Annotated in this window: 24 protein-coding genes; 10 read left to right on the top strand and 14 right to left on the bottom strand. The window is 69.3% G+C overall.

Annotated elements, in window-relative coordinates; translation table 11 throughout:
* Positions 1-37 precede the first annotated feature (37 nt).
* The 3 genes from AD72_RS19545 to AD72_RS19535 are packed head-to-tail and all read right to left on the bottom strand — an operon-like array spanning position 38 to position 2,662.
* The gene (locus tag AD72_RS19545; protein ID WP_031467973.1) at positions 38-880 is read right to left on the bottom strand and encodes an SIR2 family NAD-dependent protein deacylase; all 843 of its coding nucleotides are present in this window, start codon (positions 878-880) and stop codon (positions 38-40) included.
* A complete protein-coding gene (locus AD72_RS19540; RefSeq protein ID WP_031467972.1) occupies positions 877-1,191 on the bottom strand; it encodes an antibiotic biosynthesis monooxygenase family protein in 315 nt (104 codons plus the stop codon). Before AD72_RS19540 ends, AD72_RS19545 begins: the two co-directional genes overlap by 4 nt.
* A 52-nt stretch (positions 1,192-1,243) precedes the next feature.
* Positions 1,244-2,662 (bottom strand): M1 family metallopeptidase, encoded by a 1,419-nt coding sequence (locus tag AD72_RS19535; protein ID WP_031467971.1) that lies wholly within the window; start codon positions 2,660-2,662, stop codon positions 1,244-1,246.
* Between the two features lie 78 nt (positions 2,663-2,740).
* Here AD72_RS19535 and AD72_RS19530 point away from each other — a divergent pair, with 78 nt between their 5' ends.
* A complete protein-coding gene (locus AD72_RS19530) occupies positions 2,741-3,484 on the top strand; it encodes an alpha/beta fold hydrolase (RefSeq protein ID WP_031467970.1) in 744 nt (247 codons plus the stop codon).
* A 9-nt stretch (positions 3,485-3,493) separates the two neighbouring features.
* Here AD72_RS19530 and AD72_RS19525 read toward each other — a convergent pair whose 3' ends face one another.
* Positions 3,494-4,378, bottom strand: a complete 885-nt coding sequence (locus AD72_RS19525; protein ID WP_031467969.1) for an HhH-GPD family protein — start codon at positions 4,376-4,378, stop codon at positions 3,494-3,496.
* A gap of 46 nt (positions 4,379-4,424) precedes the next feature.
* On the opposite strand from AD72_RS19525, the gene AD72_RS19520 reads away from it, so the two are divergent.
* The gene (locus AD72_RS19520) at positions 4,425-7,490 is read left to right on the top strand and encodes an ATP-binding protein (RefSeq protein ID WP_063890774.1); all 3,066 of its coding nucleotides are present in this window, start codon (positions 4,425-4,427) and stop codon (positions 7,488-7,490) included.
* Here AD72_RS19520 and AD72_RS19515 read toward each other — a convergent pair.
* The 3 genes from AD72_RS19515 to AD72_RS19505 form a co-directional block, all read right to left on the bottom strand.
* Complete coding sequence (locus tag AD72_RS19515; RefSeq protein ID WP_031467967.1) at positions 7,469-8,278, bottom strand: ABC transporter permease; 810 nt, start codon at positions 8,276-8,278, stop codon at positions 7,469-7,471. The two genes, AD72_RS19520 and AD72_RS19515, sit on opposite strands and share 22 nt — an antisense overlap.
* Positions 8,275-9,228 carry a daunorubicin resistance protein DrrA family ABC transporter ATP-binding protein gene (locus tag AD72_RS19510; protein ID WP_031467966.1) on the bottom strand — a complete coding sequence of 318 codons (954 nt, stop codon included), beginning with the start codon at positions 9,226-9,228 and terminating at the stop codon, positions 8,275-8,277. Before AD72_RS19510 ends, AD72_RS19515 begins: the two co-directional genes overlap by 4 nt.
* A 78-nt stretch (positions 9,229-9,306) precedes the next feature.
* Positions 9,307-9,798 carry a beta-class carbonic anhydrase gene (locus tag AD72_RS19505; RefSeq protein WP_031467965.1) on the bottom strand — a complete coding sequence of 164 codons (492 nt, stop codon included), beginning with the start codon at positions 9,796-9,798 and terminating at the stop codon, positions 9,307-9,309.
* A gap of 157 nt (positions 9,799-9,955) precedes the next feature.
* On the opposite strand from AD72_RS19505, the gene AD72_RS36675 reads away from it, so the two are divergent.
* Positions 9,956-10,690, top strand: coding sequence for a hypothetical protein (locus AD72_RS36675; RefSeq protein WP_031467964.1), 735 nt, complete (start codon positions 9,956-9,958; stop codon positions 10,688-10,690).
* On the opposite strand, the gene AD72_RS19495 is transcribed toward AD72_RS36675, so the two are convergent.
* Complete coding sequence (locus tag AD72_RS19495) at positions 10,687-11,859, bottom strand: MFS transporter (protein ID WP_231644897.1); 1,173 nt, start codon at positions 11,857-11,859, stop codon at positions 10,687-10,689. The genes AD72_RS36675 and AD72_RS19495 overlap by 4 nt on opposite strands.
* A gap of 88 nt (positions 11,860-11,947) precedes the next feature.
* Here AD72_RS19495 and AD72_RS19490 point away from each other — a divergent pair, with 88 nt between their 5' ends.
* Positions 11,948-12,829: a LysR family transcriptional regulator gene (locus AD72_RS19490; protein WP_231644896.1), complete on the top strand. Its 882-nt coding sequence runs from the start codon at positions 11,948-11,950 to the stop codon at positions 12,827-12,829.
* Positions 12,830-12,921: 92 nt separating this feature from the next.
* Here AD72_RS19490 and AD72_RS19485 read toward each other — a convergent pair whose 3' ends face one another.
* On the bottom strand, positions 12,922-14,022 hold the full coding sequence (locus AD72_RS19485; protein WP_031467961.1) for a LacI family DNA-binding transcriptional regulator: 1,101 nt from the start codon (positions 14,020-14,022) through the stop codon (positions 12,922-12,924).
* Between the two features lie 159 nt (positions 14,023-14,181).
* Between AD72_RS19485 and AD72_RS19480 the strand changes: the two genes are divergently transcribed.
* From AD72_RS19480 to AD72_RS19470, 3 genes are read left to right on the top strand one after another with little or no spacing between them, the layout of a single operon-like run.
* Positions 14,182-15,081, top strand: coding sequence for a metal ABC transporter solute-binding protein, Zn/Mn family (locus tag AD72_RS19480; RefSeq protein ID WP_031467960.1), 900 nt, complete (start codon positions 14,182-14,184; stop codon positions 15,079-15,081).
* Between the two features lie 14 nt (positions 15,082-15,095).
* Positions 15,096-15,944, top strand: a complete 849-nt coding sequence (locus AD72_RS19475; RefSeq protein WP_051898786.1) for a metal ABC transporter ATP-binding protein — start codon at positions 15,096-15,098, stop codon at positions 15,942-15,944.
* Entirely contained in the window at positions 15,944-16,798 is an 855-nt protein-coding gene (locus AD72_RS19470) for a metal ABC transporter permease (RefSeq protein WP_031467958.1), read from the top strand. Before AD72_RS19475 ends, AD72_RS19470 begins: the two co-directional genes overlap by 1 nt.
* On the opposite strand, the gene AD72_RS19465 is transcribed toward AD72_RS19470, so the two are convergent.
* Complete coding sequence (locus tag AD72_RS19465) at positions 16,795-17,505, bottom strand: SGNH/GDSL hydrolase family protein (protein ID WP_031467957.1); 711 nt, start codon at positions 17,503-17,505, stop codon at positions 16,795-16,797. The genes AD72_RS19470 and AD72_RS19465 overlap by 4 nt on opposite strands.
* Before the next feature lie 73 nt (positions 17,506-17,578).
* Between AD72_RS19465 and AD72_RS19460 the strand changes: the two genes are divergently transcribed.
* Entirely contained in the window at positions 17,579-18,166 is a 588-nt protein-coding gene (locus AD72_RS19460) for a TetR/AcrR family transcriptional regulator (RefSeq protein WP_231644895.1), read from the top strand.
* Here AD72_RS19460 and AD72_RS19455 read toward each other — a convergent pair.
* From AD72_RS19455 to AD72_RS19440, 4 genes are read right to left on the bottom strand one after another with little or no spacing between them, the layout of a single operon-like run.
* A complete protein-coding gene (locus AD72_RS19455; protein ID WP_031467955.1) occupies positions 18,163-19,395 on the bottom strand; it encodes a DUF445 domain-containing protein in 1,233 nt (410 codons plus the stop codon). The two genes, AD72_RS19460 and AD72_RS19455, sit on opposite strands and share 4 nt — an antisense overlap.
* A 44-nt stretch (positions 19,396-19,439) precedes the next feature.
* Positions 19,440-20,594, bottom strand: coding sequence for a hypothetical protein (locus AD72_RS19450; protein WP_031467954.1), 1,155 nt, complete (start codon positions 20,592-20,594; stop codon positions 19,440-19,442).
* A 32-nt stretch (positions 20,595-20,626) separates the two neighbouring features.
* Positions 20,627-21,472 (bottom strand): SAM-dependent methyltransferase, encoded by an 846-nt coding sequence (locus tag AD72_RS19445; protein ID WP_051898784.1) that lies wholly within the window; start codon positions 21,470-21,472, stop codon positions 20,627-20,629.
* Between the two features lie 21 nt (positions 21,473-21,493).
* A complete protein-coding gene (locus AD72_RS19440; RefSeq protein WP_031467952.1) occupies positions 21,494-21,949 on the bottom strand; it encodes an Lrp/AsnC family transcriptional regulator in 456 nt (151 codons plus the stop codon).
* Between the two features lie 105 nt (positions 21,950-22,054).
* Between AD72_RS19440 and AD72_RS19435 the strand changes: the two genes are divergently transcribed.
* Together AD72_RS19435 and AD72_RS19430 are read left to right on the top strand one after the other, a co-directional pair.
* Entirely contained in the window at positions 22,055-22,681 is a 627-nt protein-coding gene (locus AD72_RS19435) for a LysE family translocator (protein WP_197285019.1), read from the top strand.
* Positions 22,682-22,914: 233 nt separating this feature from the next.
* The coding region (locus AD72_RS19430; RefSeq protein WP_156365269.1) for a hypothetical protein at positions 22,915-23,417 on the top strand (503 nt) is incomplete at its 3' end.

The raw sequence follows: 23,417 nt of genomic DNA, 5'->3' as shown, positions 1-23,417 counted from the left end.
GCATAACCCGATCCTGCAAGCTGAACCCTTGTTCAGGTCAACCGAGACGTTCGTTGATCGCGGTGAGCGCTTCGAGCGCGCCGAGCGGAACCTCGATGCCCCGGCCGTGGCGCACCTGGGGCTCCCGCGGATTGATCCGGATCAGCGTGCTGTCCGTCGCGCTGGAGAGCTCGGCCTGCCTGCGCACCGTCGGTACCGCGGTCCCGGCCCCCACCTCGACGGTGACCAGGCGTTTTCCGCGTAGCTCGCGGCGCCAGGCGGACAGCCCGGCCACGGCTTCCTGGGTGTGCGCGCCCAGCCAGTCGAGATCGCCGAACATCAGGATGTTCGGGCGGGCCACATCCCCGCAGTTCGGGCAGCGTGGCAGCGGATTCAGCGCCCGCATCCGGGACTCGTCGATGATCAGGTCGGTGTCCTCGGCGGTCCAGACCTCGGTCCCGCAGGGGCGCAGGCACTGCAGCGCGTGGATGGAGCCGTGCGCCTCGATCACGTCCTCGCTCGCGAACCCCGACTTCTGGAACTGGCCGTCCACGTTCGAGGTGAACACCTTCCCGCCCAGCGGCGCGGTCTCCACCCAGTGCCGCAGGATCGCGAAGCCCTTGTGCGGTTCGGTCCGCCGGTACAGCTGCAGCCGGTGCCCGTAGAAACCCCAGGCCAGATGCGGGTCCTTGGCGAAATGCACCGGATCGGCGATCTCGGCGAAGGAGAACCCGAGCTCGGCGTAGGGCGGGTAGGCCTGCCAGAATCCCTCGTCGCCCCGGAAGTCCGGGAGCCCGGAGTCCACCCCGATCCCCGCGCCGGCGCAGACGAGCACCGCCTGCGCCGACTCGATGAGCTCGGCGGCGGCGTCGAGCGCGGGTCTCGGATCCTGATCGGTCATTTCTGGTACATCGGTCCCGCGCTCGTCACGACCTCGAACTCGAGCAGTGAGGCTCCGGTCGCGACGGGTTTGCGGGCCTGCCCGGCGTGCGCTTCCTTGGCGGGACCGTTCGCCCAGTTGTCGAAGTCCTCCTGGGTCTCCCAGTGGGTGACCACGAAGTAGCGCTGCTCTCCTTCGACGGGGCGCAGTAGCTCGAACCCGAGGAAGCCGGGCTGGTTGTCGACCGCGTGCAGGCGGTTGGCGAACCGGTTCTCCAGCTCCTCGCCCGCTCCCTCGGGGATCTCGATCGCGTTGATCTTGACTACTGCCATCTGGCTGGGCTCCTATTCACTCGGAAATCGGACCCTTCCAGACTACGTGTGCTCAGTTCCCGCCGCCCGGATGCAGGTACTCCTTCCCGGGCACCGTCGCGCCGTGGAACCAGGCGTCGAAGAAGCCGCGCAGGTCCTTCCCGCTCACCTGCTGCACGTACTTCTCGAATTCCGCCCAGCTCGCGTTCTTGTCCCGGTGCGCGGCGGGCCATTCCTCGAGGATCCGGAAGAACGCGTCATCCCCGATGGCATGCCGCAGCGCGTGCAGCGCGAGCGGACCCTTGTCGTACACACCGGTGAATTCCTTGCCCTTGCCCGGGTCGTAGAGTTTCTGCGCCCAGAACGCCTTGTCCCCGTTGTGCTCGGCGAGCTTCTGGTCATAGCGCTTGTTCAGGTCGGCGCCGTCCTTGGCCTCGTCCCACAACCAGGGCGCGTAGGAGGCGAAGCATTCGTTGAGGCACACGTCTTTCCAGTGGTGCACCGAGACCGAATCGCCCCACCACTGGTGTGCGTTCTCGTGGATGATCGTGTCCAGATCACCCATGTCCTTCGAATAGACCGGGCGGGTCTGGGTCTCCAGCGAGAAACCGATTCCGGTGCCCACGAATATGCCGCCGGCCGCGTCCATCGGGTACTTCCCGAATTTGCTGGACAGGAAATCCAGCACCTCGGGGAGTTTGTGCTCGGCCTGCTTGGTTGCTTCCGGGGTACCGGGCGCGTAGCTGCTCACGACCGGGGTTCCGTCGGCGAGCTTGTCCTTCTCCATGGTCCATTTGTCGATTCCGACCGTGGCCAGATAGCTGGCCATCGGCACCGGCTCGGCCCACTTGAAGGTCTGCTTGTCCTTGCCCGGCCCGGGACTGGTGCCGGTCTCCCGGCCGTTGGCGATCATCGTCCACGGTTTGGGCAGTGTCCCGCTGACCGAGTAGGTGGCCTTGTCCAGCGGGGAATCGTTGACCGGGAACCAGGTCGCCGCCCCATGCGGTTCCCCCGCGGCGAACGCGGCGCCGTTGTCCCCGTACTGCCAGCCGTTCTCCCCGAGCGCGGGATCCTTGATCGGCTTGGGGGTTCCGCCGTAGCGGACCTCGACGGTGAACGGATGTTGTTGGGACAGCGGGGTTTCCGGGGTGACGGTGAGTTCGTGCTCCCCGGATCGGGACCACTTCGCGTCCTTTCCGTCCACGGTGATCCCGTCGACCGTGAGCCCGGAGAGGTCCAGGTTGAACGCGGAGAGGTCCTGTTCGGCCCGCGCGGTGATCCGGGTGGTCGCCTCGAGTTTCTTGCTCGGCGGGTCGTAGGAGAAGGAGATGTCGTAGTGGCTGACGTCGTAGCCGCCGTTGCCGTCCTGCGGGTAGTACGGGTCACCGAGTCCGTCGCTTCCCGGGGCGGGCGCGGCGGTCGCGGTGCCCGCGAACAGCGCCAGGCTCGCGAAGGCCGCGGCGGTGGACACCAGAATCCTCCGGGTGGTCATCACAACGGGCAAGTGTTTCCGCGGTAGTTGGTGAATGCAAGACTTGACCGTTCACAGGTACTCGGATATGGAGCGGGCATGCGGGACTGGCTTGTCGATTTCGGTGGCTCCGGCCGTCCGATCGTGCTCACCCACGCGCTCATGGGCCGGGCGCGCACCTGGTGGCGGACGGCGCGCTGGCTGCGTTCCTACGGGCACGTGTACGGCGTCGACGCGCGCGGGCATGGGCGGAACCCGAAACCGGGGCCCTTCACCACTGAGGTGTTCGTCGCCGATCTCGCCGAGGTGGTCGCCGAACTCGGGCAGGCGACGCTGATCGGGCACTCGATGGGCGGGTTGCACGCGCTCGGGCTCGCCGCGAGCCGTCCCGAACTCGTGCGCGGGGTCGTCGTGGAGGACATGGCCGTCGATCAGCGGGGCAGGACCGTCGAGGAATGGCGGCCGCTTTTCCGGACCTGGCCGGAAGTATTCGAATCCATCGCGCACGTCCGGGAATTCTTCGCCGGCGCGGGGGGCTATTTCAGCGAATGCGTCGAGGAATGCGCGGGCGGATACCGGATGATCGCCGAGCTGGAGGACGCCATGCGGATCGCCGCCGAATGGGGACGCGAGCAGTACTGGTCCTTCGTGACCGGCACCCGCGCCCCCGTGCTGTACCTCGAGGCCGAGTACACCCTGATGCCCGCGGGGCAGATGGCCGAGATGGCCGCGAAAGCCCCCGATGCCGAACACGTGCTCGTACCGGGGGCCGCGCATCTCGCGCACGAGGACGCGCCCGAATTCTACCGCGGTGCCGTGGAAGCCTTCCTGTCCCGGCTCTGATGCTCCCGGCTAGTGCTCCCCGGCATGGTGCTCTCCGGGAAGGGCGAACCGGCCGTCCGCGAGCTGTTCCACGAGACCGTCGGTGAGCAGCGTGTCCAGGCACCGGTCGCGCTGCCCGCCCTTGGGCCAGGCGAGATCGAGCCGGGTCTTGGGCACCGGGGTGTCGGTGCCGCGCAACACATCCAGCAACAACCCGCGGACGTGGCGGTCGGTTCCCGCATAGGCCTGCACGGGCTTGGTATAGGTGCTGTTGTCCGGTTTGCCCGCGCGGACCCAGGCGCAGCCGTGCTCGATCGGGCAGTCCCCGCAACCGGGAGCGCGCGCGGTGCAGCGCAGCGCCCCGAGTTCCATGATGGCCGCGGAGACCACGGCGGCCGCCTCGTCCTCGGGCGGCAGCAGCGCGTCCACATCGGCGAGGTCCCGGTTCGCCGAGGGCGCACCGGAGTCGGCGAGACCGTGCACCGAACGCGCGACCACCCGCCGCACGTTCGTGTCCACCACGGGAACCCGTTTCCGGTAGGCGAAGGCGGCGACCGCGCGGGCGGTGTAGGTGCCGATCCCGGGCAGCGCGAGCAGGGTGTCCACGTCCTCGGGGACCACATCCCCGTGCTCGCGCGCGATCGCGGCGGCCGACTCGTGCAGGCGAAGCGCCCGGCGCGGATAACCCAGCTTGCCCCAGGCGCGCAGCACCTGGCCCTGGCTCGCCGCCGCGCAGTCCGAGGGTTTCGGCCATTCGCGCAGCCAGGCCTCCCAGGCGGGCAGCACCCGCTTCACCGGGGTCTGCTGCAGCATGATCTCGCTGACCAGCACACCCCAGCCGTCGCATTCGGGGTGCCGCCACGGCAGATCGCGGCCCTCGGCACGGAACCAGTCGGTGAGCAGTTCGGTGTCCACGCGGGGAAGTATCTCGTGCCGCCGCGAGGCCTGCGACAATGACCTGGTGCGGATAGGCGTACTCGGGCCCGTCGAGCTGGCCGCCGAGGACGGTACCGAGATCCCCGTTCCCGGCGCCCGGCTGCGGGCACTGCTGATCCGGCTGGCGCTCGCCGTCCCGGATCCGGTGCCGACCGATGTGCTGATCGAGGAACTGTGGGGCGGTGCGCCGCCGAACGACGCGGTGAACGCGCTGCAGTCGGTGGTTTCCCGGCTGCGCAAGGTGATTCCCGCGGTGGAGTCCGCGAACGGCGGGTACCGGCTCGCGATCGAACCCGACCGGGTGGACGCGCACCGGTTCGCGCGCCTGGTCACCGAGGGCAATCCGGCCGGGGCGCTCGAACTCTGGCGCGGGGAACCGCTGCGCGAGCTGCCGTTCGCCGCCACGCACCTGGCACGGCTGCGCGAACTGCGCGGTACCGCGGTGCAGCAACTGTGCACCCGGCTGCTCGAGCGCGGGCGGGCCACCGAGGTGCTCGCCCGCCTGGACGAGGTGCGCGCCGAGTACCCGCTCGACGAGCGGCTCGCCGCGCTCGAACTGCGCGCGCTGCACGCCGATGGGCGCACCGCCGCCGCGCTGGAACTCTACGAACGGGTGCGCGCCGAACTCGCCGAGCGGCTCGGCGCCGATCCGGGTGCCGAGCTCGCCGCCGCGCACCTAGCGGTGCTGCGCGGCGAGACCCCGAAGCGTTCCGTGCCGATCAGCGGGCGGCCGCCGGGCGCGCTGACCTCCTTCGTTGGCCGCACGGCCGAGTTGGCCGAGGTGCGCGGGGCGCTGTCCGAATCGCGACTGGTGTCCCTTGCGGGCCCAGGTGGCGCGGGCAAGACGCGGCTGGCCGGCGAGTTCGCGTCCGCGCTCGCGGAGGAGGGGAGCACGGTGTGGTTCGTCCCGCTCGCCCCGGTCGGGGCGGAGGCGGACCTGGCGCAGGCGGTGCTTTCCGTCGTGGACCGGGAACTCGTGCTGCCCGAGGCGGGCCAGCCGAACGTGCACACCGTGTTCGACCGGCTCATCGATGTGCTCGGCGGCCGCGAGGGCGTGCTCGTGCTGGACAACTGTGAGCACCTGATCGAGGCCGCGGCCGGGCTTTCGGTCGCCCTGCTCGCCGCCTGCCCTCGGCTGCGCCTGCTGGCCACCAGCCGCGAACCGCTCGCGGTCACCGGGGAACGGCTGCACTGGCTCGGCCCGCTCAGCGAATCCGAGGCACAGCGGCTGTTCCGGGAACGGGCGCTTGCCGCGCGCCCCGGAGCGGAGCTCGACGCGGAGACCGTGACCCGGATCTGCGCCAGCCTGGACGGGATGCCGCTGGCCCTGGAACTGGCGGCCGCCCGGTTGCGCTCGATGACCGCGGCGCAAGTCGCCGAACGCCTCGGGGACCGGTTCCGGCTGCTGTCCTCCGGGGACCGCTCCGCTGCCGAGCGGCATCGCACGCTGCGCGCGGTGGTGGACTGGAGCTGGGATCTGCTCGACGAACCCGAACGGATGCTGGCCCGCCGGTTCTCCGTGTTCGCGAACGGGGCACGCGCCGAGACGGTCGCCGCGGTCACCGGGATGGACGTGGACGAGCTGCTGTCCTCACTGGTGGAGAAGTCCCTGCTGGTGCTCGATGTCACCGGGGATGTGGCCGCACCGCGCTATCGGATGCTGGAGACGATCAAGGCCTACGCGGGGGAGCGGCTGGACGAGGCAGGGGAGCGCGAGGCAGACACCCGCGCACTGATCGCGCACTACATCGAGATGCTGGAGGACGCCGAACCGCGGATGCGCACCGCCGAGCAGCTCACCGCGCTGCGGCAGGTGGCCGCCGAGCAGGACAACGCGCTCACCGCGCTGCGGGCCGCGATCGCGCGCGGGGAAAGCGAATCCGCGGGCCGGCTGGTCATGGCCCTGCTGGTGCTGTGGTCGTTCACCGGCTTCGCGGACCAGCACATGGAGCTGGTCCGGGATGTACTGGCCACCGGTCCGGACCCGGACCGGCTGGAGACCGTGGTGCTGCGCCTGCTCGCGCACATCGCCGAACCCGATCCCACCGCGCGGGAGCGGGAGATCATGACGCTGCTCGACCGCTGGGCTGAGCTCGGCGGTGCGGTGCGGTTCCCGTTCTTCGTGCTCGTGGAGCCGGTGTTCCGCTCCTACTTCGGCGACACGGAATCGGCGTTCGCGGCCATCGAACGGTTCGAGGACAACACCGATCCCTGGGTGCGCGCCTGCTGCCACCTGGCCAGGTGCATCATCGCGGACAACAGCGGGGATGCGAAGACCGCCGATGAGCAGGCCCGGCTCGCGGTGGATTCGTTCCGCCGGATCGGGGAACGCTGGGGCCTGGGGATGGCGCTCGGTGCGCTCTCCGACCGGCTGGTGATCGCCGGGAAGCACGAGGAGGCCATCGACATCTACCAGGACGCGATCCGGCTCGGCTCGGAGCTGGGGTCGAACGAGATGTCCACCCAGCACATGGTGCATCTGGCCCGGGTACAGCGGGCCGCGGGCCGGTTCGAGCCCGCCGAACAGGGACTGCTCGCGGTGCTCGAGCGCAGCGATTCGGACGAGACGGGCATGCGGGAAGTGCGGGTCGCCGCGCATCTCGAGCTCGCTCAGCTCGGGGTGAGCGCCGAACGTGCCGAACTCGCCCGCGAACACCTCGGGCACGCCGAGGCCCAGCTCGCCGCGCTCAGCATGCAGACCCACCGGCACACCCGCGCCCGCCTCGGCACGGTGCGCGCCCGCTACGAGCTCACCTTCGGCGATCCGGGGAAGGCGCTGGACCTGCTGAGCGCGTCGTACCCGGACGCGCTCAGCACCCGGGACATGGCCATGATCGGTGCCACGGTGGACACCATCGCCGCCGCGCTCGCCGCGCTGGGGCATCCGGTACGCGCCGCGGAGACACTGGGCGCGAGCACGGCGGTGCGCGGCACCCTCGACCTCGGTGACCGGCTGGTCATCGCGCTGGTCGAGAAACTGTCCGCGGCACTGGGCGAACACGGCTACCGCGAGGCGTTCGAACGCGGCGCCCTCGATGGCCGGGACGCCGCGTTCGAGCGGGTGGGCGCTCAGCTCACCCTTCGCCGGTAAGCCCACATCGCCAGCGGGAAGAACACCGCGACGAGGCCGACCATCCACAGTGCCGCGTAACCGAGCGGCCCGGCGACCGGTCCACCGACCATCAGGCCCCTGCTCACCTCGGAGATCTTGCTGATCGGGTTCACATCCGCCCAGGCGCGCAGCCAGCCGGGCATGGTCGCCGGATTGGCGAACACATTGCTGCCGAAGGTCAGCGGGAAGACCACGAGCATCATCAGGCCCTGCACCGCGGTCGGGCTGCGCACCAGCAGTCCCACGAACACCGTGATCCAGCACATGCACAGCGCGAAGGCCACCAGCAGCACGATCGCCAGCAGCAGCGGGCCGAATCCGGTCTGCACCCGGAAGCCGAGGATCGCCGCGAACACCAGCAGCCAGCCCACCGCGAGCACGTAGCGCACCACATCCCCGAACACCGCACCGATCAGCGGGGCGGAGCGGGCGATCGGCAGGGTACGGAACCGGTCGAAAACGCCCTTGGTGATGTCGGTGTTCAGCGCGACCCCGATACCCATGCTGGCGAACACGGTGTTCTGCACGGCGAGCCCGGGAACGAGGAACTGCATGTACTGGTGGGTGTTCCCGGCGATCGCGCCACCGAAGATGTAGACGAACATCAGCAGGAAGATGATCGGCTGCAGGGTGACGTCGACCAGGGATTCCGGGTTCTTGCGGATGCGGATGATGCTGCGCCCGGCGAGGGTGACCCCGGCGCGCAGCGTGGCCAGCGGGCTGACCCGGCGCGCGGACAGCGTGGATGGTGCCGTGAGGGTGGTCATGCCGCAACCTCCGATTCGCTCGCGTGCCCGGTGAGCGCGAGGAACACCTCGTCGAGGCTCGGCAGCCGCAGCGCCAGCTCATCGGCGAGGATCCCGGCGTCGTCCAGCCTGCGCACCACCGCGGAGAGCACGACGGGATCCTCGACCGGGACGGTGAGCAGCCCGGTGTCGGTATTGCGGCCGGGCGCGGAACCGGTCAGGTCGGCGAGGATGCGCGCGGCCTTCTCCGCGTCCCGCGGATCGTGCGGGAGCAGCTGCAGCGTCTGCCCTCCGGTCTGGCGCTTGAGCTCGTCCGGGCGCCCGTCCGCGGCCACCCGGCCCTTGTCGATCACCGTGATCCGGTCCGCGAGCTGATCGGCCTCCTCCAGGTACTGGGTGGTCAGCAGCACCGTCACCCCGTCGGCGAGCAGATCGCGCACCATCGCCCACACCTGGTTGCGGCTGTGCGGGTCCAGCCCGGTGGTCGGCTCGTCCAGGAAGAGCACCGCGGGACGGCCGACAAGGCTCGCGGCGAGATCGAGGCGGCGGCGCATCCCGCCCGAGTACCCCTTGAGCGCCCGGTTCGCCGCCTCGGTGAGTTCGAAGCGCTCCAGCAGTTCGGCACCGCGGGCGCGGGCGGCCCGGCGGGAGAAGCCGAGCAGCCTGCCGATCATCATCAGGTTCTCGTTGGCCGAAAGGTCCTCGTCCACCGAGGCGTACTGCCCGGTGACCCCGATCAGCCTGCGTACCGCGGCCGCTTCACGGTGTACGTCGTAGCCGCCGACCTCGGCGTGTCCCTCGTCGGCGCGCAGCAGCGTGGCGAGGATGCGCACCGCCGTGGTCTTGCCCGCGCCGTTGGGGCCGAGCACACCGAGCACGGTGCCCTGCTCCACGGCGAGGTCGACCCCGGCGAGCGCGGTCGTCGGCCCGAATCTCTTGACAAGGCCCTCGGCCCTGATCGCATCTGTCATGCCACCGAGGTTGCCCGGCCGCGCTGGCATGGTGCGCACACCGCGCTGTCACGCGCGGCCGGGGGGCTGTCAGCGGGCTCAGTGCACCTCGGTGACCTGCGCGGTACCCACGTCGTAGGTGAATCCGCGCACCTTGTCCTGGTACGGGATGAACGGGCTCCTGCGCACCCGCTGCATCGACTGGCGGACGCTCGCCTCCAGGTCCCGGAACGCCTCGACCGCCCACGGTGGCCGAATTCCGGTCTCCTCCTCGATCTCGTCCTTGAACCCGTCCTCGGTGACCGAATTGAGCCCGCAGGAATTGTGCTGCATGACGATCACTTCGCGGGTCTCGAGTTTGCGCTGGGACAGCGCGAGCGAGCGGATGATGTCATCGGTGACCACACCACCGGCATTGCGCAGGATATGGGCTTCACCGTGCTTGAGGCCGAACACGTCGAAGACCTTGATTCGCGCATCCATACAGGTCACGATCGCGACATGCATATTGGGCACCGGAGTCGGGATCTCCGGGTGGCCGGTGTCGATGCCTCCGGAATGGCGGGCGAGCAGTTCGTCGATTGCGGTCACTCATAACTCCTTATTGAGACGCTCCGTGGTCATTTTATCTTGTCACTGAACTGTGTGTACTCCATATGGGCTAAATGTATCGCCCATTGCGACACGCCCGAATGGCCTAAACCCTGGAAAGCACAACTCACCGCGTTTCCCGGGTTACGGTCGCGGCATGACGCAACCAGGAGGGCCAGCGCCCCACTCGGTGTATGTGCGCCGCCGGGCCTTGGCGATCGCCGGTGGCGTCCTCGCGTTCGTGCTGGTCGTCTGGGGATTGGGGGCCCTGTTCTCGGGCACTACACAGCGGGACGCCGACGCGGTGAAGACGGGGAACGTCGACGATCAGCCGCCGAACCACGGTGCTCCGGTTCCCGCGGGTTCCTCGAGCGCCGCGCCGAGCGGTCAGCCGTCCTCCTCCGCGCCACCGTCGTCCAGTGCCGCGCCCTCCTCGGGTGCCGCCCCGTCCTCGGGCGCGCCGTCCTCGAGTGCGCCCAAACCGCCGCCCGCCCCGCCGAAGCCGTGCGATCCCTCGTTCCTGCACGTGCTCGCCACCACCGACAAGCCGAGCTACAAACTCGGCGAGCAGCCGAAGCTGACCATGAGCGTGCTGAACATCGGCGGTCAGCCCTGCATCCAGGATGTGGGGCACGCCCAGCGCGAACTGGTCATCAGCGATTCGGGCGGTAGCCGGCTGTGGGGTTCGGGCGACTGTTCCTTCGCCGCGACCAAGCCGGAGAAGCGGACGATGCAGCCCGGCAAACCGATCACGTTCTCCGTGCAGTGGGCCGGGCGCACCTCCGCTCCCGGTTGCCCCGCGAAACGGACCGCGGTCAAGCAGGGCGACTACCAGGTCACCGCGAAGCTCGGTCCGGTGCCGAGCATGCCGGTCCGGTTCAGCATCACCTAGCGATCGGCCTTCGGTGCCCGGCCGAACAGGCACACCAGCAGCCCGGCGATCGCGAGCGAACCGCCGGTGAGTAGCAGCGTCGTCAACCCCGCCGAGTCCACGAGCAGCCCGCCGAGCAGTGCGCCCGCGGCGATAGCGGCATTGAACACCCCGACGAACAGCGCCGAGGCCAGCTCCCGCGCCTGCGGTGCCGAGGCGAGCAGCCAGGTCTGCGCGGTCACCGAGATCCCGCCGTAGCCGAGCCCCCACACCAGCAGCAGCACGGTCAGCAGCAGGGGCGAGTGGGTACCGGTCCAGGCCAACAGCGCGGCGGCGATCAGCGCGGCGAGCACGACCGCGGTCCACCGTGGCGCGCGGCCGGCCCCGAAACCACCGAGGAAGTTCCCGCACACCCCGGCGATCCCGTAACCAAGCAGCAGCGCGCTCAGCGTGGCCGGGGTGACCGCGATGCTCGATTCGACGGCTGGGCGCACATAGGTGTACGCCGCGAAGTGCGCGAGGACGAGCAGCGCGGTGACCGCGAGCCCGGTGCGCAGCGCGGGGATTCGCAGCAGCCCGGGCAGCCCGGAGAACCGGGTCGCCGGTTCCGCGGCGAGCCGCGGCAGGCTCGCCCGCAGCGCGAAGGCGAGCAGCAGGCCCAGTGCGGCGACCGCGAGGAACCCGGCGCGCCACCCCGCGAGCGCGCCGAGATAGGTGCCCGCGGGTACCCCGAGCACCGAGGCGATGCCGATCCCGCTGAACACCACCGAGGTGGCCGCGGAGACCCTGGCCGGGGCGACGAGCCGGGCCGGGATGCTCGCCGCGATCGACCAGAGCCCGCCGACGACGATCCCGATGAGCACCCTGCCGAGCATGAGCACCGCGAAATCCGGTGCGAGGGCGGCGATCAGATTGCCCAGCGTCAGCAGCAGCATGAGCGCGCCGAGCACGGTGCGCCGGTCGAACCGGCCGAGTGCGGTAATCAGCAGCGGGGCGGCGAGTGCGGCGACGAATCCGGTCACGGTGAGCGCGAGGCCCGCGGTTCCCTCGCGCACCCCGAGCGCGGCGCTGAGCGGGGTGAGCAGGCCGACGGGCAGCATCTCGGCGGTCACCACGGTGAAGCTGCTCGCGGCGAGGGCGAGCACCGCGGGAATGGGGCGTACCGGAGCCTGGATCGAAGTCTGTGTCACGACATCGAGCCAAGCCGGATCCGGGCCAGGGAACAACGAACGATCCGCGAACCTTCTATGAGTCAGGCTTATCGAAAGGAGTGCCCGGGTGGACCTGCGCGAGCTCGAGTGTTTCCTGGTGCTCGCCGAAGAGCTGCACTTCGGCCGGACCGCGCAGCGGCTCTACCTCACCCAGAGCCGGGTCAGCCAGCTGTTGCGGGCGCTGGAGCGGCGCATCGGTGCCGTGCTGGTGCAGCGGACCAGCCGCGTGGTCCGGCTCAGCCCGGCCGGTGAGCGGTTCCTCGCGGAGCTGCGCCCCGCCTACGCCGAGCTCAGCGAGACCGTGCAGCGGGCGCGGCGCGCGGCGGCCGGGGTGCACGGCAGCGTGCGGATCGGCTTCCAGGGCACCGTCGACGATCAGCTCACCAGTGCCATCGCCGCGTTCGAGAAGCAGCATCCCCAGGTGCGCACCGAGGTCACCGAGATTCCGCTGGGGGACCCGTTCGGTCCGCTGCAGCGCGCCGAACTCGATGCCGCGGTCGTGCTGCTTCCGGTGTGCGAACCGGATCTCGTGCTCGGTCCGGTGCTACCGAAGCAGCCGCCCACCCTCGCGCTGGCGCGGGATCATCCGCTGGCCGATCGCGGCGAGCTCACCGCGGAGGACCTGGCCGGGTGCCCGTTGATCGGCGTGGACGGGCCCGCCCCGGAGTACTGGCGGCGGGCCTGGACCCCGGACCGGACGCCGGCGGGCACCCCGCTGCGTACCGAGCTGGCGGTGCGCACCATCGCGGAGGGGCTGACCCTGGCCGCGGCGAACCGCGGCGGCATGCTGCTGTGCAGGCAGACCGCCGACTACCACAACCGGGAGAACATCCGCTTCGTCCCGGTCACCGGGCTGCCCGCCTCGAATCTGGGGCTGGTGTGGTCCCGGCACAACGAGACCGAGAACGTGCGCGCTTTCGCCCGCGCGCTCGGTAGCACCGTTTGTTAGAGACCACTCTTGCTGATCTCGGGTGCGGGTGTCCAGCGGGGCGTCCGCACGCTGACTCCCGCTCGTGACGGAGGAGGCTCCCCAGCGGCCTGTTACGGCCCGAACCACGGCTCCTCGTAGCCGCGCGGTCCCGCCGAGGTCTTCCCGGTGATCAGCTCGGTGTCCAGGGTGACCGAGCGCGGCCGTCCGGGGTCCTTTGTGGACAGCAGTAGTTCGCCCGCGGTGCGGCCCTTGTCCAGTACCGGCTGGCGCACCGTGGTCAGTTCGGTGCGCAGGGCCTCGGCGATCCCGTCGAAACCGGTGACGGTCAGATCCTGGGGCACCCGCAGCCCGCGGCGGCCCGCCTCGTCGAGCGCACCGAGCGCGAGCAGATCGGATGTGCACAGGATCGCGGTGACCTGCGGATCGCGGTCCAGCAGCTGGCCCGCGGCGCGCGCCCCGTCGGCGAGGCTGTGGTCGAACCGCTCGACAACCGGGACCGTGTTCCAGTCCACCCCGGCCGCCTCGAACGCGTCGCGCAGCCCGGCCAGCCGGGCTCGCTGCACGTGATAGCGCGCGCTGTGCTGGCGGGGAAGGCTGACGAAACCGTCGTTGCGGTCCCTGCCGAGCCGCATGCACAGCACCCCGACGTGTTTGTGGCCGAGCTCGATCACGTGCCGCGCGAGCCGCTGCATCGCGGCGTGGTCGTCGATGCCGACGTGGTCCACCGAGGCCGCCCTCGGCTGGTCGGCGATCACCGTGGGCAGCGGCCGTTCGAGCACCGCGGCCAGGTGCGGGTCGTCCTCGGGCACCGAGTAGACGACGAAGCCGTCGACACCGGCGCGGTGCACCGAGGCCACGTCCTCGCGTTCCGGGCTTGCCGGCACCAGGTGCAGACCCTGACCGGCGTCCTCGCAGGCGAGCGCGAGACCTTCGAGGAATTCGATCGCGCCCGGATCGCGGAAGGCATAGGAGAGGTTCTCGGTCAGCAGCAGGCCGACCGCGCCCGCCTTACGGGTGCGCAGCGAGCGGGCCACCGGATCCGGGCCCGGATAACCGAGTACCCGCGCCGTGTCGAGCACGCGCTTACGCAGTTCCGGGGACAGCTGGTCGGGCCGGTTGTACGCGTTGGAGACGGTCGTGCGGGACACACCGAGCTCGGCAGCGAGCGAGGCCAGCGTGGCGGGCCGTCGACCAGGGGTAGAGCGGGGCATGCAGCAGACCGTAACGGTTCAGAAGCCGTTTCAGAAGAACGGGCTCCCCCGTATCGGGAAAATCGCATTACGTGTATTGCTCCCCAACGGCGAGTGAACACGATGTTCGGGTAACATTGTTGAAAACGGTTCCCATTACCGATTTTCGAGGAGTGCTTCATGTCTAGCCGCACGATCGCCTTGTCCGCAGCCTGCTTCGCCGGGGTGCTCGCCCTCGCCGGATGCGGTTCGGGCGGTGGTTCGGCGAGTCAGGGCGACTCGGGCAAGATCGACGTGGTCGCCTCGACGAACGTGTGGGGCTCGGTGGCCAAGGCGGTCGGCGGCGACAAGGTTTCGGTGAGCTCGCTCATCGATTCCCCGGAGAAGGACCCGCACGATTACGAGTCCAGCGCCGCGGACACCGCGAAGATCGCCAAGGCGAAACTGACCGTGCGCAACGGCGGCGGCTACGACGATTTCTTCGGTAAGGCGGTCAAGGCGAGCGGGGAACAGAAAGAGGATGTGGACGCGTTCGCCCTCTCCGGAAAACACGGGGACGATGTGAACGAGCACGTGTTCTACGATTTGCCGACGGTGAAAAAGGTCGCCGACGAAATCGCACGGAAGCTGAGTTCGATCGACGGCTCGGCCAAGGAGACCTTCACCAAGAACGCGAAGGAATTCGACGGCAAGATCGACGGGCTGATCGCGAAGGCCCGCGGAATCGGGCAGGGCAAGCAGCTCTCCGCGCTGGCCACCGAATCCGTGGCGGACTACCTGCTCGAGGCCGCCGGGGTGCGGGAGGCGACCCCGGCCGGTTATGCCGAGGCGGTGGAGAAGGACCAGGACATCCCGGCGGCCGCGATCGCGGAGACCAATCAGCTCATCACCGGGCACAAGGTGAGCATGCTCGTGGACAACACCCAGACGCAGACGGACACCGCGAATCAGCTGCGCGATAATGCCAAGCGGGCGGGCCTGCCGGTCGTCGCGGTGACCGAGACCTTCCCCAAGGGCACCGACGACTACCTCGCCTGGATGGGCGCAGAGATCGAGCAGCTGGCCAAGGCCGGGGCATGAGAGGGGCGAGCACGATGACCGCTGCACGGGAAGTCGGTGTGGCACAAGGAATTCCGTCTGGGGAACCGTCCGCGATCGAGCTGCGTGATGCCGGACTCGGGTTCGGCAAGCGCACGTTGTGGGAGGGGCTGAACCTCTCGGTCGCGCAGGGGGAATTCCTCGTCGTGCTCGGCCCGAACGGTTCGGGCAAGACCAGCCTGCTGCGGGTGCTGCTCGGCCTGCAGGGGCTGACCGGGGGCAGCGTGGCCGTGGCGGGCGAGGCGGCCGGTGCGGGCAATCGCAGGGTCGGATACGTGCCGCAGCAGAAAACCCTGGGCGGTTCGTATTCGGTGCGCGGGCGCGATCTGGTCGGGCTCGGCCTGGACGGGCACCGCTGGGGGATCGGACTGCGCGCGCGGAAGCAGCGGCGCGAGAAAGTCGAGGCAGCGCTGGCCGCGGTCGGCGCGAGCGAGTACGCCGACCGCCCGATCGGCGCACTCTCCGGGGGCGAACAGCAGCGGCTGCGGGTGGCCCAGGCCCTTGTCGGCGAACCGGATGTGCTGCTCTGCGATGAACCGCTGCTCTCCCTCGACCTCGCCCATCAGCATTCGGTGAGTGAGCTCATCGGGACCGCGGCCCGGGAATCCGGTGCGGCGGTGGTGTTCGTGACCCACGAGATCAACCCGGTGCTCAAGTTCGCCGACCGCATTCTCTACCTGGTCGACGGGCGGTTCCGGATCGGTGCGCCCGCCGAGGTGATGACCACCGAGACGCTCACCGAGCTTTACCGTTCCCCGGTCGAAGTGGTGCGGGTACGGGAAAAGCTGGTCGTGGTCGGCGCGGACGAGGCCGGGTGCCACCACGCGGAGGAGGGGGAGGACTGATGGGCAAGCTGTTCGACTTCGGCACGACCGGCGAACTGCTCGGGTTCGGCTTCGTGCAGCAGGCCCTGCTCGCCGGTGCCCTGCTCGGCTTGGTCGCCGGGCTGATCGGTCCGCTGATCGTGGCCCGTGGCATGGCGTTCTCGGTGCACGCGACCTCGGAGATCGCGTTCGCCGGTGGGGCGGCGGCGCTGCTGGCCGGGATCGGGGTGCAGTACGGCGCGCTCGGTGCCGCGGTGCTCATCGCGCTCGCGCTCGGCCTGCTCGCGCGCCGGGGCAGCGAACGGGATTCGGTGATCGGTGCGGTGCTCTCCTTCGGCCTCGGCATCGGGATCCTGTTGCTGTGGCTCTATCCGGGGCGCGGCTCGAACAAGTTCGGCCTGCTCGTCGGCCAGATCATCAGCCTCCAGGGCCCGGACCTGACCCTGATGATCACGTGCACGCTCGTGGTGCTCGTGGTGCTCGCGCTGATCTACCGCCCGGTGCTGTTCTCCAGTGTGGATCCCGAGATGGCCACCGCACGCGGGGTGCCGACCAAGCTGCTCAACCCGCTGTTCGCGGTACTCGTCGGGGTGGCGACCTCGCTGGGGGTGCAGACCGTCGGCGCGCTGCTCGTGGTCGCGCTGATGATCACCCCGGGGGCGGCCGCCGCGCGGGTGAGCTCCAGTCCGCTGGTCACCACGGTGCTCGCGGTGATCTTCGCGGAGGTCTCGATGCTCGGCGGGATCGTGCTCTCGCTCGCACCCGGTGCTCCGGTGAGTGCCTTCGTCACCACGATCTCGTTCCTGATCTACCTCGGCTGCCGGGTGTTCGCCCGGACCCGGCCGCAGTACGCCACTCCGGCCATCGCCACCTAGCCGACTTCGACGAACTCGGCGATCAGCTCGGCGATCATCCGCGCCCCGGTGCTGTTCTGGTGCACCGTGTCGGTGCTCAGCAGCAGGCCGCGGCCCGCCGAGATCGCGTCGAATTCACGGCGCAGCACGAAATGCTGGGTGGCCGCGGTCGAGGAGAGCAGCATTCCGTCGCGGTACCGGGTTCCCGGCCGGTGTCCGGTCGCGCGCAGATACTCCACCTGGCGCTCGTGCAGCGGGAGATAGGCGCAGTCGTGCGCGGCGGCGACCTCGCGCACGATCCCGCTGTACTCGCCCGCCCGCCGCAGCGGTTCCGAGTCGAGCTCCTCGCCGATCACCGGGAGCCCGAGCAGTGCGATGCGGGCACCGGTCTCCGCGCCGAGCCGGGTCACGATGGCCTCCAGGTTCTCCCGGAACCACTGCGCGGTCGGGCGGGTGGGCAGTTTGCGGGTCCTGGTCATCATCCGGCGATTGCGCTCGCTGAGGGTGGCGTTCGCATCGTTGGTGCCCAGCAGCACCGTGACCACATCCGGTCGCTCGGCGATCACCTGCTCGAGGCGGCCGAGCGCGTTGTAGGCGAGGTCGTAGTTCACCCCGGCGTTGACGATGCGGTGCTCCGGGAACCGGCTGCGCAGCAGGTCCACGTAGGGCACGCTGACCTGGCCCCGGGTGATGCTGTCGCCGAGGCAGACAACGGTGGTTTCGGACATGTGTTCCTCCGGGGTATTCGCCGTGCTAAGGTGAGTGAATACTTACTCACCACTATTGGGACGAGGGCGGGAGTTGTCAAGCACCAGGGAACGGATCCTCGACGGGGCGGCGCAGGTGATGCGGAGTCGCGGCCTGGCGCGGGCGACCACGAAGGAGATCGCCAAGCAGGCGGGTTACTCGGAGGCCACGCTGTACAAGCACTTCCGGGACAAGACCGAGCTGTTCATCGGGGTGCTGCACGAACGGGTGCCCGGTGAGCTGGCCGCACTGCTGGCCGGGCTCGGGGAGCGGGCGGGCGAGGGCGCGGTGACCGAGACGCTCGAGGAGGTCGCGCAGGCCGCACTCGATTTCTACGGCGAGACCTTTCCGATGGCTGCCGCCCTGTTCGCCGAACCGGAACTGCTCGCGGCGCACCGCAGCGCCCTGTACGCGGTGGGCGCGGGTCCGCACGCGGTGCGCGATGCGGTCGCCGGGTACCTCGCTGCCGAGCAGGCGGCGGGCGGGATCGCGGCGGCCGCGGATCCGGAAGCGGCCGCCGCGCTGTTGCTCGGCGCCTGCCTGCAACAGGCCTTCCTGGGGAACTTCGCCGGTGATCCCGCGGCGCCCGAGGGATTCGCCGCCCGGCTCGTGCGCACCCTTTCCGGCGGACTCGGAGTCTAGGCGGCGTTGGTGACCAGCAGGGTCTGCAGTTCACCGACCAGGCCGCCGATGACCGCGCCGACCAGGATCAGCTTCCACTCGTCCTGTTTGAAGGCCGGGCGCAGCAGCCCCTCGTACTCGATCGGGTCGAGCTGGCTCATTCCGCGCACGATGGTGCCCTGCACGTCGAGGGTCGCGGTGGCGTAGCCCTCGATGTGCCGGATCGTGTCCGGGACCTTGGCCATGACCTGTTCGGCGGCCGTCTGCTTCATCTGCCTGTAGGTGTCGGTCCCGGTGGCGAGCACCAGGAACGGTTTCGCGAAGCTCGCCTGCTCGTCGATGGTCTGCTGCACGACGCGCTGGATCATCGCGAACAGCTTGTCCGAGCGGGGACCGGTGATCGCGGCCTCGAGCACGTTGTGCACGGTGAGCACCTCGGAGGCGATCAGCCGCCCGTAGTCCGCGGCGACCTGGGTGCGCCGCTTCTGGAACTTGCCCTGGAAGGTGAGGCCGAGAACGCGCACCGGTTCCCGGGGGAAGAAAATCAGTTTCAGCGCCAGCCAGTCGGTGATGAATCCGACGAAGAAACCGAATATGGGCATGATCAGCTCTTCTTTGGTGAGCGCCCAGGTGAACATCTGGATCACGCCGATGATGAGACCGAAGTAGACACCGCTGCGCGCGATGAAGCGGAATTCCGGGCCGCCCGCCTCTTTCAGCAGCCGATTGAGCAGGCGCTTGTCCCTTGTGCACGCGTTGATCGCCATTTCCCGGACATCGAGCACGGCCTCGATATCGGTGCGCAATTCCTTGGTGAGGCTCTTGATCACCCGCGGGGCTTGCGCCTGCACGCGCTTGATGAGCAGCGATTGCGCGCCGCGCGGCAGCATCTCCCAGACGTTCGGCTCATAGCGCTCGAGTACATCCCTTGTGATGTCGTCCACCGTGGCCAACAGCGGTTTCTCGAGTTCGGCCGCGATCTGGTCCGGATCGAGCCTGCCGAAGATCTCTCGTGGCTGCACGAGTTTGCTCATCAGCAGATCCATCGCGATGGTGGCCATCCGCCGCGCGTTCGCCGGGAGGACGCCCTGCCAGCCGATCTTGGTATCCGGAATACCGACGAATTCAATCGGCTTGAACATCATTTCGATGGCGACCCGCTTGGTGACATACCCGATCACCGCGGCGATGATCGGCATCGAAGAATAGACCAGCCAGTGCTCGCGAAAATCGACGAGCAACTCGTGCATGCAAGCCCACCTCCCCAGATGGCCCGGTCGCGGGAATCATCGCATCAGGATACGCCAGGCATTCCCGCGGTGATCGCGAACTGCGCCCCGCCGAGCACGAGGGCGATGAGCACCGCGATCAGGTAGCAGCGCGCCCGCGCCGCGGCGAGCACCGCGCGCAGCGGCGGTTCGAGCCGGTCCACCGGAGTGCGCCGCAGCCGGAACGCGAGCGCGGCACGCACCTGCATGGACTCCTCGGCGTACTCGTCGACGAGCCGGGTGAGCGCGGGCGCCCCGGACAGTGCGCGTTCCGCGGCCCCGCGCTTGATGTGCTGGAACTTGTTCGCGCCGAGTGCGGCGGAGACGAGTGGTTTCGCCACGCTGGCCTGTGCGTCGATGGCCGAGGTGACCTCCCTGCGGACCAGCTGGCGCACCCGTTCGCTGCGCGGGCCGGAGACGAGCTCGGTGATGATGTTGCCGAAGCCGAGCACCGGATCGGCGATGCGTTCGCCGAGTGCGGCCGCGATCCGTGCCCGGCTGTGTTCCAGATCGGCAGGCAGCCGCAGCCCGGCGAGCCAGCGTGCCGCGGGAACGAGCACCAGCGGGGCGAGGGCGGCGGCCAGCGCGGAGTGGGTACCGGCGACGAGCGGGATTTCCAGAACACCGATCAGAAACGAGAACAGTGTTCCGCGACGGGTGTGCGCGTTCCGGATCGGTGTACTCACCTCCCGGCCGATCCTGGCGAGCAGCACCGGATCCTCGCTGAGCACCCGCTGGATGAGAGGTTCGAGCTCGAGCACATCCCCGGCATCCGCCTCGAGCGCGGCCAGTACCGCGCTGGCCAACTCGGGCGCCCGGTCCCGGGCACGTTCGATCACCACCCGCTTGATCCGCAGCGGCAGCAGCTCCCACAGGTCCGGTTTGTGCCGCTGCATCAGCTCGACCGTGGTCTCGTCGACCAGTTTGCGCAGCGGGCCGTCCAGCCGCGCGGCCACTGTCTCCGGATCGATGCGGGAGAGCAGCTCCTGCGCGCTCAACTCCGCGGCGACCAGGTGTGCGATGCGGTTCGCGATCGGCCCGGAGTGCGCGGTGAGCACCGAGTGGCGGTCCAGGCCGTAGGCGAGGAACCAGCCGAGGGACAGGGCGATGAACCCGGCGAGCGCGCCGAGCACCGGGAAGGCGAGATAGGGCAGGGGCGTTGTGGCGATCTCGGTAAGCACCGCACCTCCCTGCGTTTCTCGTGTTCGAGAGGTTAGCGCGGCGTGCCGGTGTCCGGGCGCGGGGCCGGTGTCTCCCGCACGGCCGAGACGAGCAGCCGGTTCGGGTTGGGATTGTCCGGGAAATCCCGCCCGTAGGCCCGTGCTCGTTCTCCTGGCCGGAACACCGTGGCGCGCCAGCCGAATCCGGCGAACCACCCGGCGGGGTCGGCCGGACCGTCGGAGCGCCACATCGCCGCGACATTGCCCGGGGCCAGCGGATCACCGTCCGGTTCGGCCGGCGTCTCGATCCGGTCGAGGTACCCGGCCGGGGTGAGGGTGGTGCCGAAGACGCTTCCCGGGACGGACAGTGCGCTCACCTGCGTCAGTACGGCCTCGACCTCCGCCGCGCTCAGGTAGAGCAGGACCCCCTCGGCGATCCATGCGGTCCGCCGGTCGGCGCGGAACCCCAAGGCGCGCAAGGTATCCGGCCAGTCCTCGCGCAGATCGGCGACCACCTCCACCCGGCTCGAAGGCTCGTGCAGCACCGAACGCTTGAACGCGTGCACCTCCGCGGTGTCCAGTTCGAACACCGGAACCTCGATCCCCAGCCGCAGTGCCCGGGTGTCCAGGCCCGCACCGAGCAGGACGACCTGCGTGCAGCCGTCGTCCAGTGCCTCGCGGAGTACATCGTCGAGGAACCGGGTCCGCAGACTGACCCAGGTGAACCCGTAGCGGTCCGCGGTGGTCCGCCTCGATTCCGCACTCGGCTGCCACCCGGAGGCGTCCACGAACCGCTGCGCGAACGGATCCTCGAAGAGCCGGTCGGCCCGCCGGGATTCCCGTGCCCGTGCCTCGGCGACCAGTACCGAGGTCAGCCCGACCCCGTTCGGCGTCGTCATGGCCCCTCCTTCGCGGTCGGTTCAATGCCTTCGTAGCGGACGCTCGGCGACGACCTGCTTCATCACCAGTGTGGATGTGATGTGCTGCACCCCGGGGAGCGTGGCCAGGTGCTCATCGTAGAGCCGTTGGTACGCGGCCAGATCCGTGGTCAGCACGCGCAGCAGATAGTCCGGATCACCGAAGAGCCGTTGCGCCTGCTGGAGATGCGGCACCTCGGTGAGTGCGGACTCGAACCGGTCCACCGTGTCCCGGTCCTCCAGCCGCATCGTGATGAACACCAGCGCCTCGAAACCCAGCCCGAGCGCGTCCGCGTCCACGATCGCCTGATAACCGCGGATCGCTCCGGAGCGTTCGAGCTCGCGCAGCCTGCGGTGGGCGGGTGAGGCGGACAGATTGACCCGCTCCGCCAGCTCGGTGACCGTCAGCCTGCCATCCTGCTGTAGCTCAGCAAGGATCTTCTCGTCAACGGCATCCATGCGCAAAATCCTACCGGCTGTGGCGGGGATAGCGCATCGATTTGCAGCCATCTGCCCGGAAAACCCGCCTAGTCTCACCTCTCGAGGGAGAAAGGTGGGAACACGGTGAACGCAGGCATGGTCGGTGCCTTCCTCGGGGTGGATGTACTGCTGGTGCTGACGCCCGGCGCGGATTGGGCCTATGCGATCGCTGCCGGGCTGCGCGGCCGCTTCGTCACCCCGGCGGTCGGCGGACTGCTGCTCGGCTACGTCGGGCACACCCTGCTCGTGGTGCTCGGGCTCGCCGCGCTCGTCGCCGCCAACCCCGCGCTGCTCACCGGCCTCACCGTCGCCGGGGCCGGGTACCTGCTGCTGCTCGGCGTGCAGACCCTCGTGCGTCCCGGGACCGCGAACACCGGGGACGGGGCGAACGGACCCGGTTCCCCCGGCGGTGTGCTGCTGCGCGGTGCCGGGGTCAGCGGACTCAACCCCAAGGCGCTGATGCTCTACCTCGCCGTGCTGCCGCAGTTCCTCAGCCGCCAGGCGCACTGGCCCGTCACCGTGCAGACCGTGCTGCTCGGCTGCGTGCACCTGCTGGTGTGCGCCTGCGTCTACTTCGGCGTCGGGCTACTCGCCCGCGATGTGCTCGGCACCAAACCGCGACTGGCGCGGGGAATCAGCCGAGTCTCCGGGGCCGCCATGATCCTGATCGGTCTCGCGCTGCTCGCCGAACAGCTGCTGCAGAGCTGGTGAGCTCTGCGGTGCGGGCGCCAGCACAAGGCTTATACCGCTTGGTAGATGGTGGCAAGGCGAGCGAATTCAGGGTTACGGCGGCGAGGTGCGCGATCGACCAGAGCGCGCATGATGCGACGTCCGAGTGGCTGAGTGGGAGCCCATCCGGGAGCGAGGCTCACTGCCTTGGTGAGCCGGGCAAAAGCGTTGTCACGCTGTCGAAGTTCTAGTTCGGCAGCGGCCAGCATGAGGTGATGCCCGGCTTCCCAGAACGCTGGTGTTCGCCCGTCGGGAACTACCGCTGCCTGGCGCAAGGCCATGTCGGGTTCTCCGGCGCGGATAGTGTGCTCGATGGTTTGGAGCGCAGCGACGCGTTGTCCGAAGATGGCGGCCTCGCTGATCTGGTCGACCGGAGCTCGAACAGCAGCGGTGCGAGCTTCGGTGAGCAGATCGGCTGCCCGGCTGTGGCTGTTCGCGAGGGTGGCGGCGGTGGCAGCGTTGAACAGGAGATTGCCGAATATTCCGGCGCGTTGGATGTCGTGATCGAACATGGCCGGGGCGATACGTTCGGCGGCCGCTACGGCTACCCGTTCGGCCTCGGCGAATCGAGCTTGTCGCACGAGCACCCATACCAGGTATCGGGTGGCGATAGCGTTTTCGCGTTCGGGGGAGTCCGAAACATGCGCATGATCGAGTGCTGCTCGTGCGGCTGTCCAGGCGAGATCGGAACACCCATGGCGGCCGGCCGTTCCCGCCG

This window comes from Sciscionella sediminilitoris, assembly GCF_000737195.2.
Classification (GTDB): Bacteria; Actinomycetota; Actinomycetes; order Mycobacteriales; family Pseudonocardiaceae; genus Sciscionella; species Sciscionella sediminilitoris.
This window is presented reverse-complemented; position numbering and strand designations above follow the sequence as displayed.

Bases quoted from the DNA above. Each gene is read 5' to 3' on its own strand.
- AD72_RS19455 (WP_031467955.1), bottom strand. From the start codon at position 19,395: ATGCACGAGTTGCTCGTCGATTTTCGCGAGCACTGGCTGGTCTATTCT.
- AD72_RS19545 (WP_031467973.1), bottom strand. From the start codon at position 880: ATGACCGATCAGGATCCGAGACCCGCGCTCGACGCCGCCGCCGAGCTC.
- AD72_RS19510 (WP_031467966.1), bottom strand. From the start codon at position 9,228: ATGACAGATGCGATCAGGGCCGAGGGCCTTGTCAAGAGATTCGGGCCG.
- AD72_RS19515 (WP_031467967.1), bottom strand. From the start codon at position 8,278: ATGACCACCCTCACGGCACCATCCACGCTGTCCGCGCGCCGGGTCAGC.
- AD72_RS19540 (WP_031467972.1), bottom strand. From the start codon at position 1,191: ATGGCAGTAGTCAAGATCAACGCGATCGAGATCCCCGAGGGAGCGGGC.
- AD72_RS36675 (WP_031467964.1), top strand. From the start codon at position 9,956: ATGACGCAACCAGGAGGGCCAGCGCCCCACTCGGTGTATGTGCGCCGC.
- AD72_RS19470 (WP_031467958.1), top strand. From the start codon at position 15,944: ATGGGCAAGCTGTTCGACTTCGGCACGACCGGCGAACTGCTCGGGTTC.
- AD72_RS19465 (WP_031467957.1), bottom strand. From the start codon at position 17,505: ATGTCCGAAACCACCGTTGTCTGCCTCGGCGACAGCATCACCCGGGGC.
- AD72_RS19480 (WP_031467960.1), top strand. From the start codon at position 14,182: ATGTCTAGCCGCACGATCGCCTTGTCCGCAGCCTGCTTCGCCGGGGTG.
- AD72_RS19485 (WP_031467961.1), bottom strand. From the start codon at position 14,022: ATGCCCCGCTCTACCCCTGGTCGACGGCCCGCCACGCTGGCCTCGCTC.
- AD72_RS19530 (WP_031467970.1), top strand. From the start codon at position 2,741: ATGCGGGACTGGCTTGTCGATTTCGGTGGCTCCGGCCGTCCGATCGTG.
- AD72_RS19445 (WP_051898784.1), bottom strand. From the start codon at position 21,472: ATGACGACGCCGAACGGGGTCGGGCTGACCTCGGTACTGGTCGCCGAG.
- AD72_RS19440 (WP_031467952.1), bottom strand. From the start codon at position 21,949: ATGGATGCCGTTGACGAGAAGATCCTTGCTGAGCTACAGCAGGATGGC.
- AD72_RS19475 (WP_051898786.1), top strand. From the start codon at position 15,096: ATGACCGCTGCACGGGAAGTCGGTGTGGCACAAGGAATTCCGTCTGGG.
- AD72_RS19535 (WP_031467971.1), bottom strand. From the start codon at position 2,662: ATGACCACCCGGAGGATTCTGGTGTCCACCGCCGCGGCCTTCGCGAGC.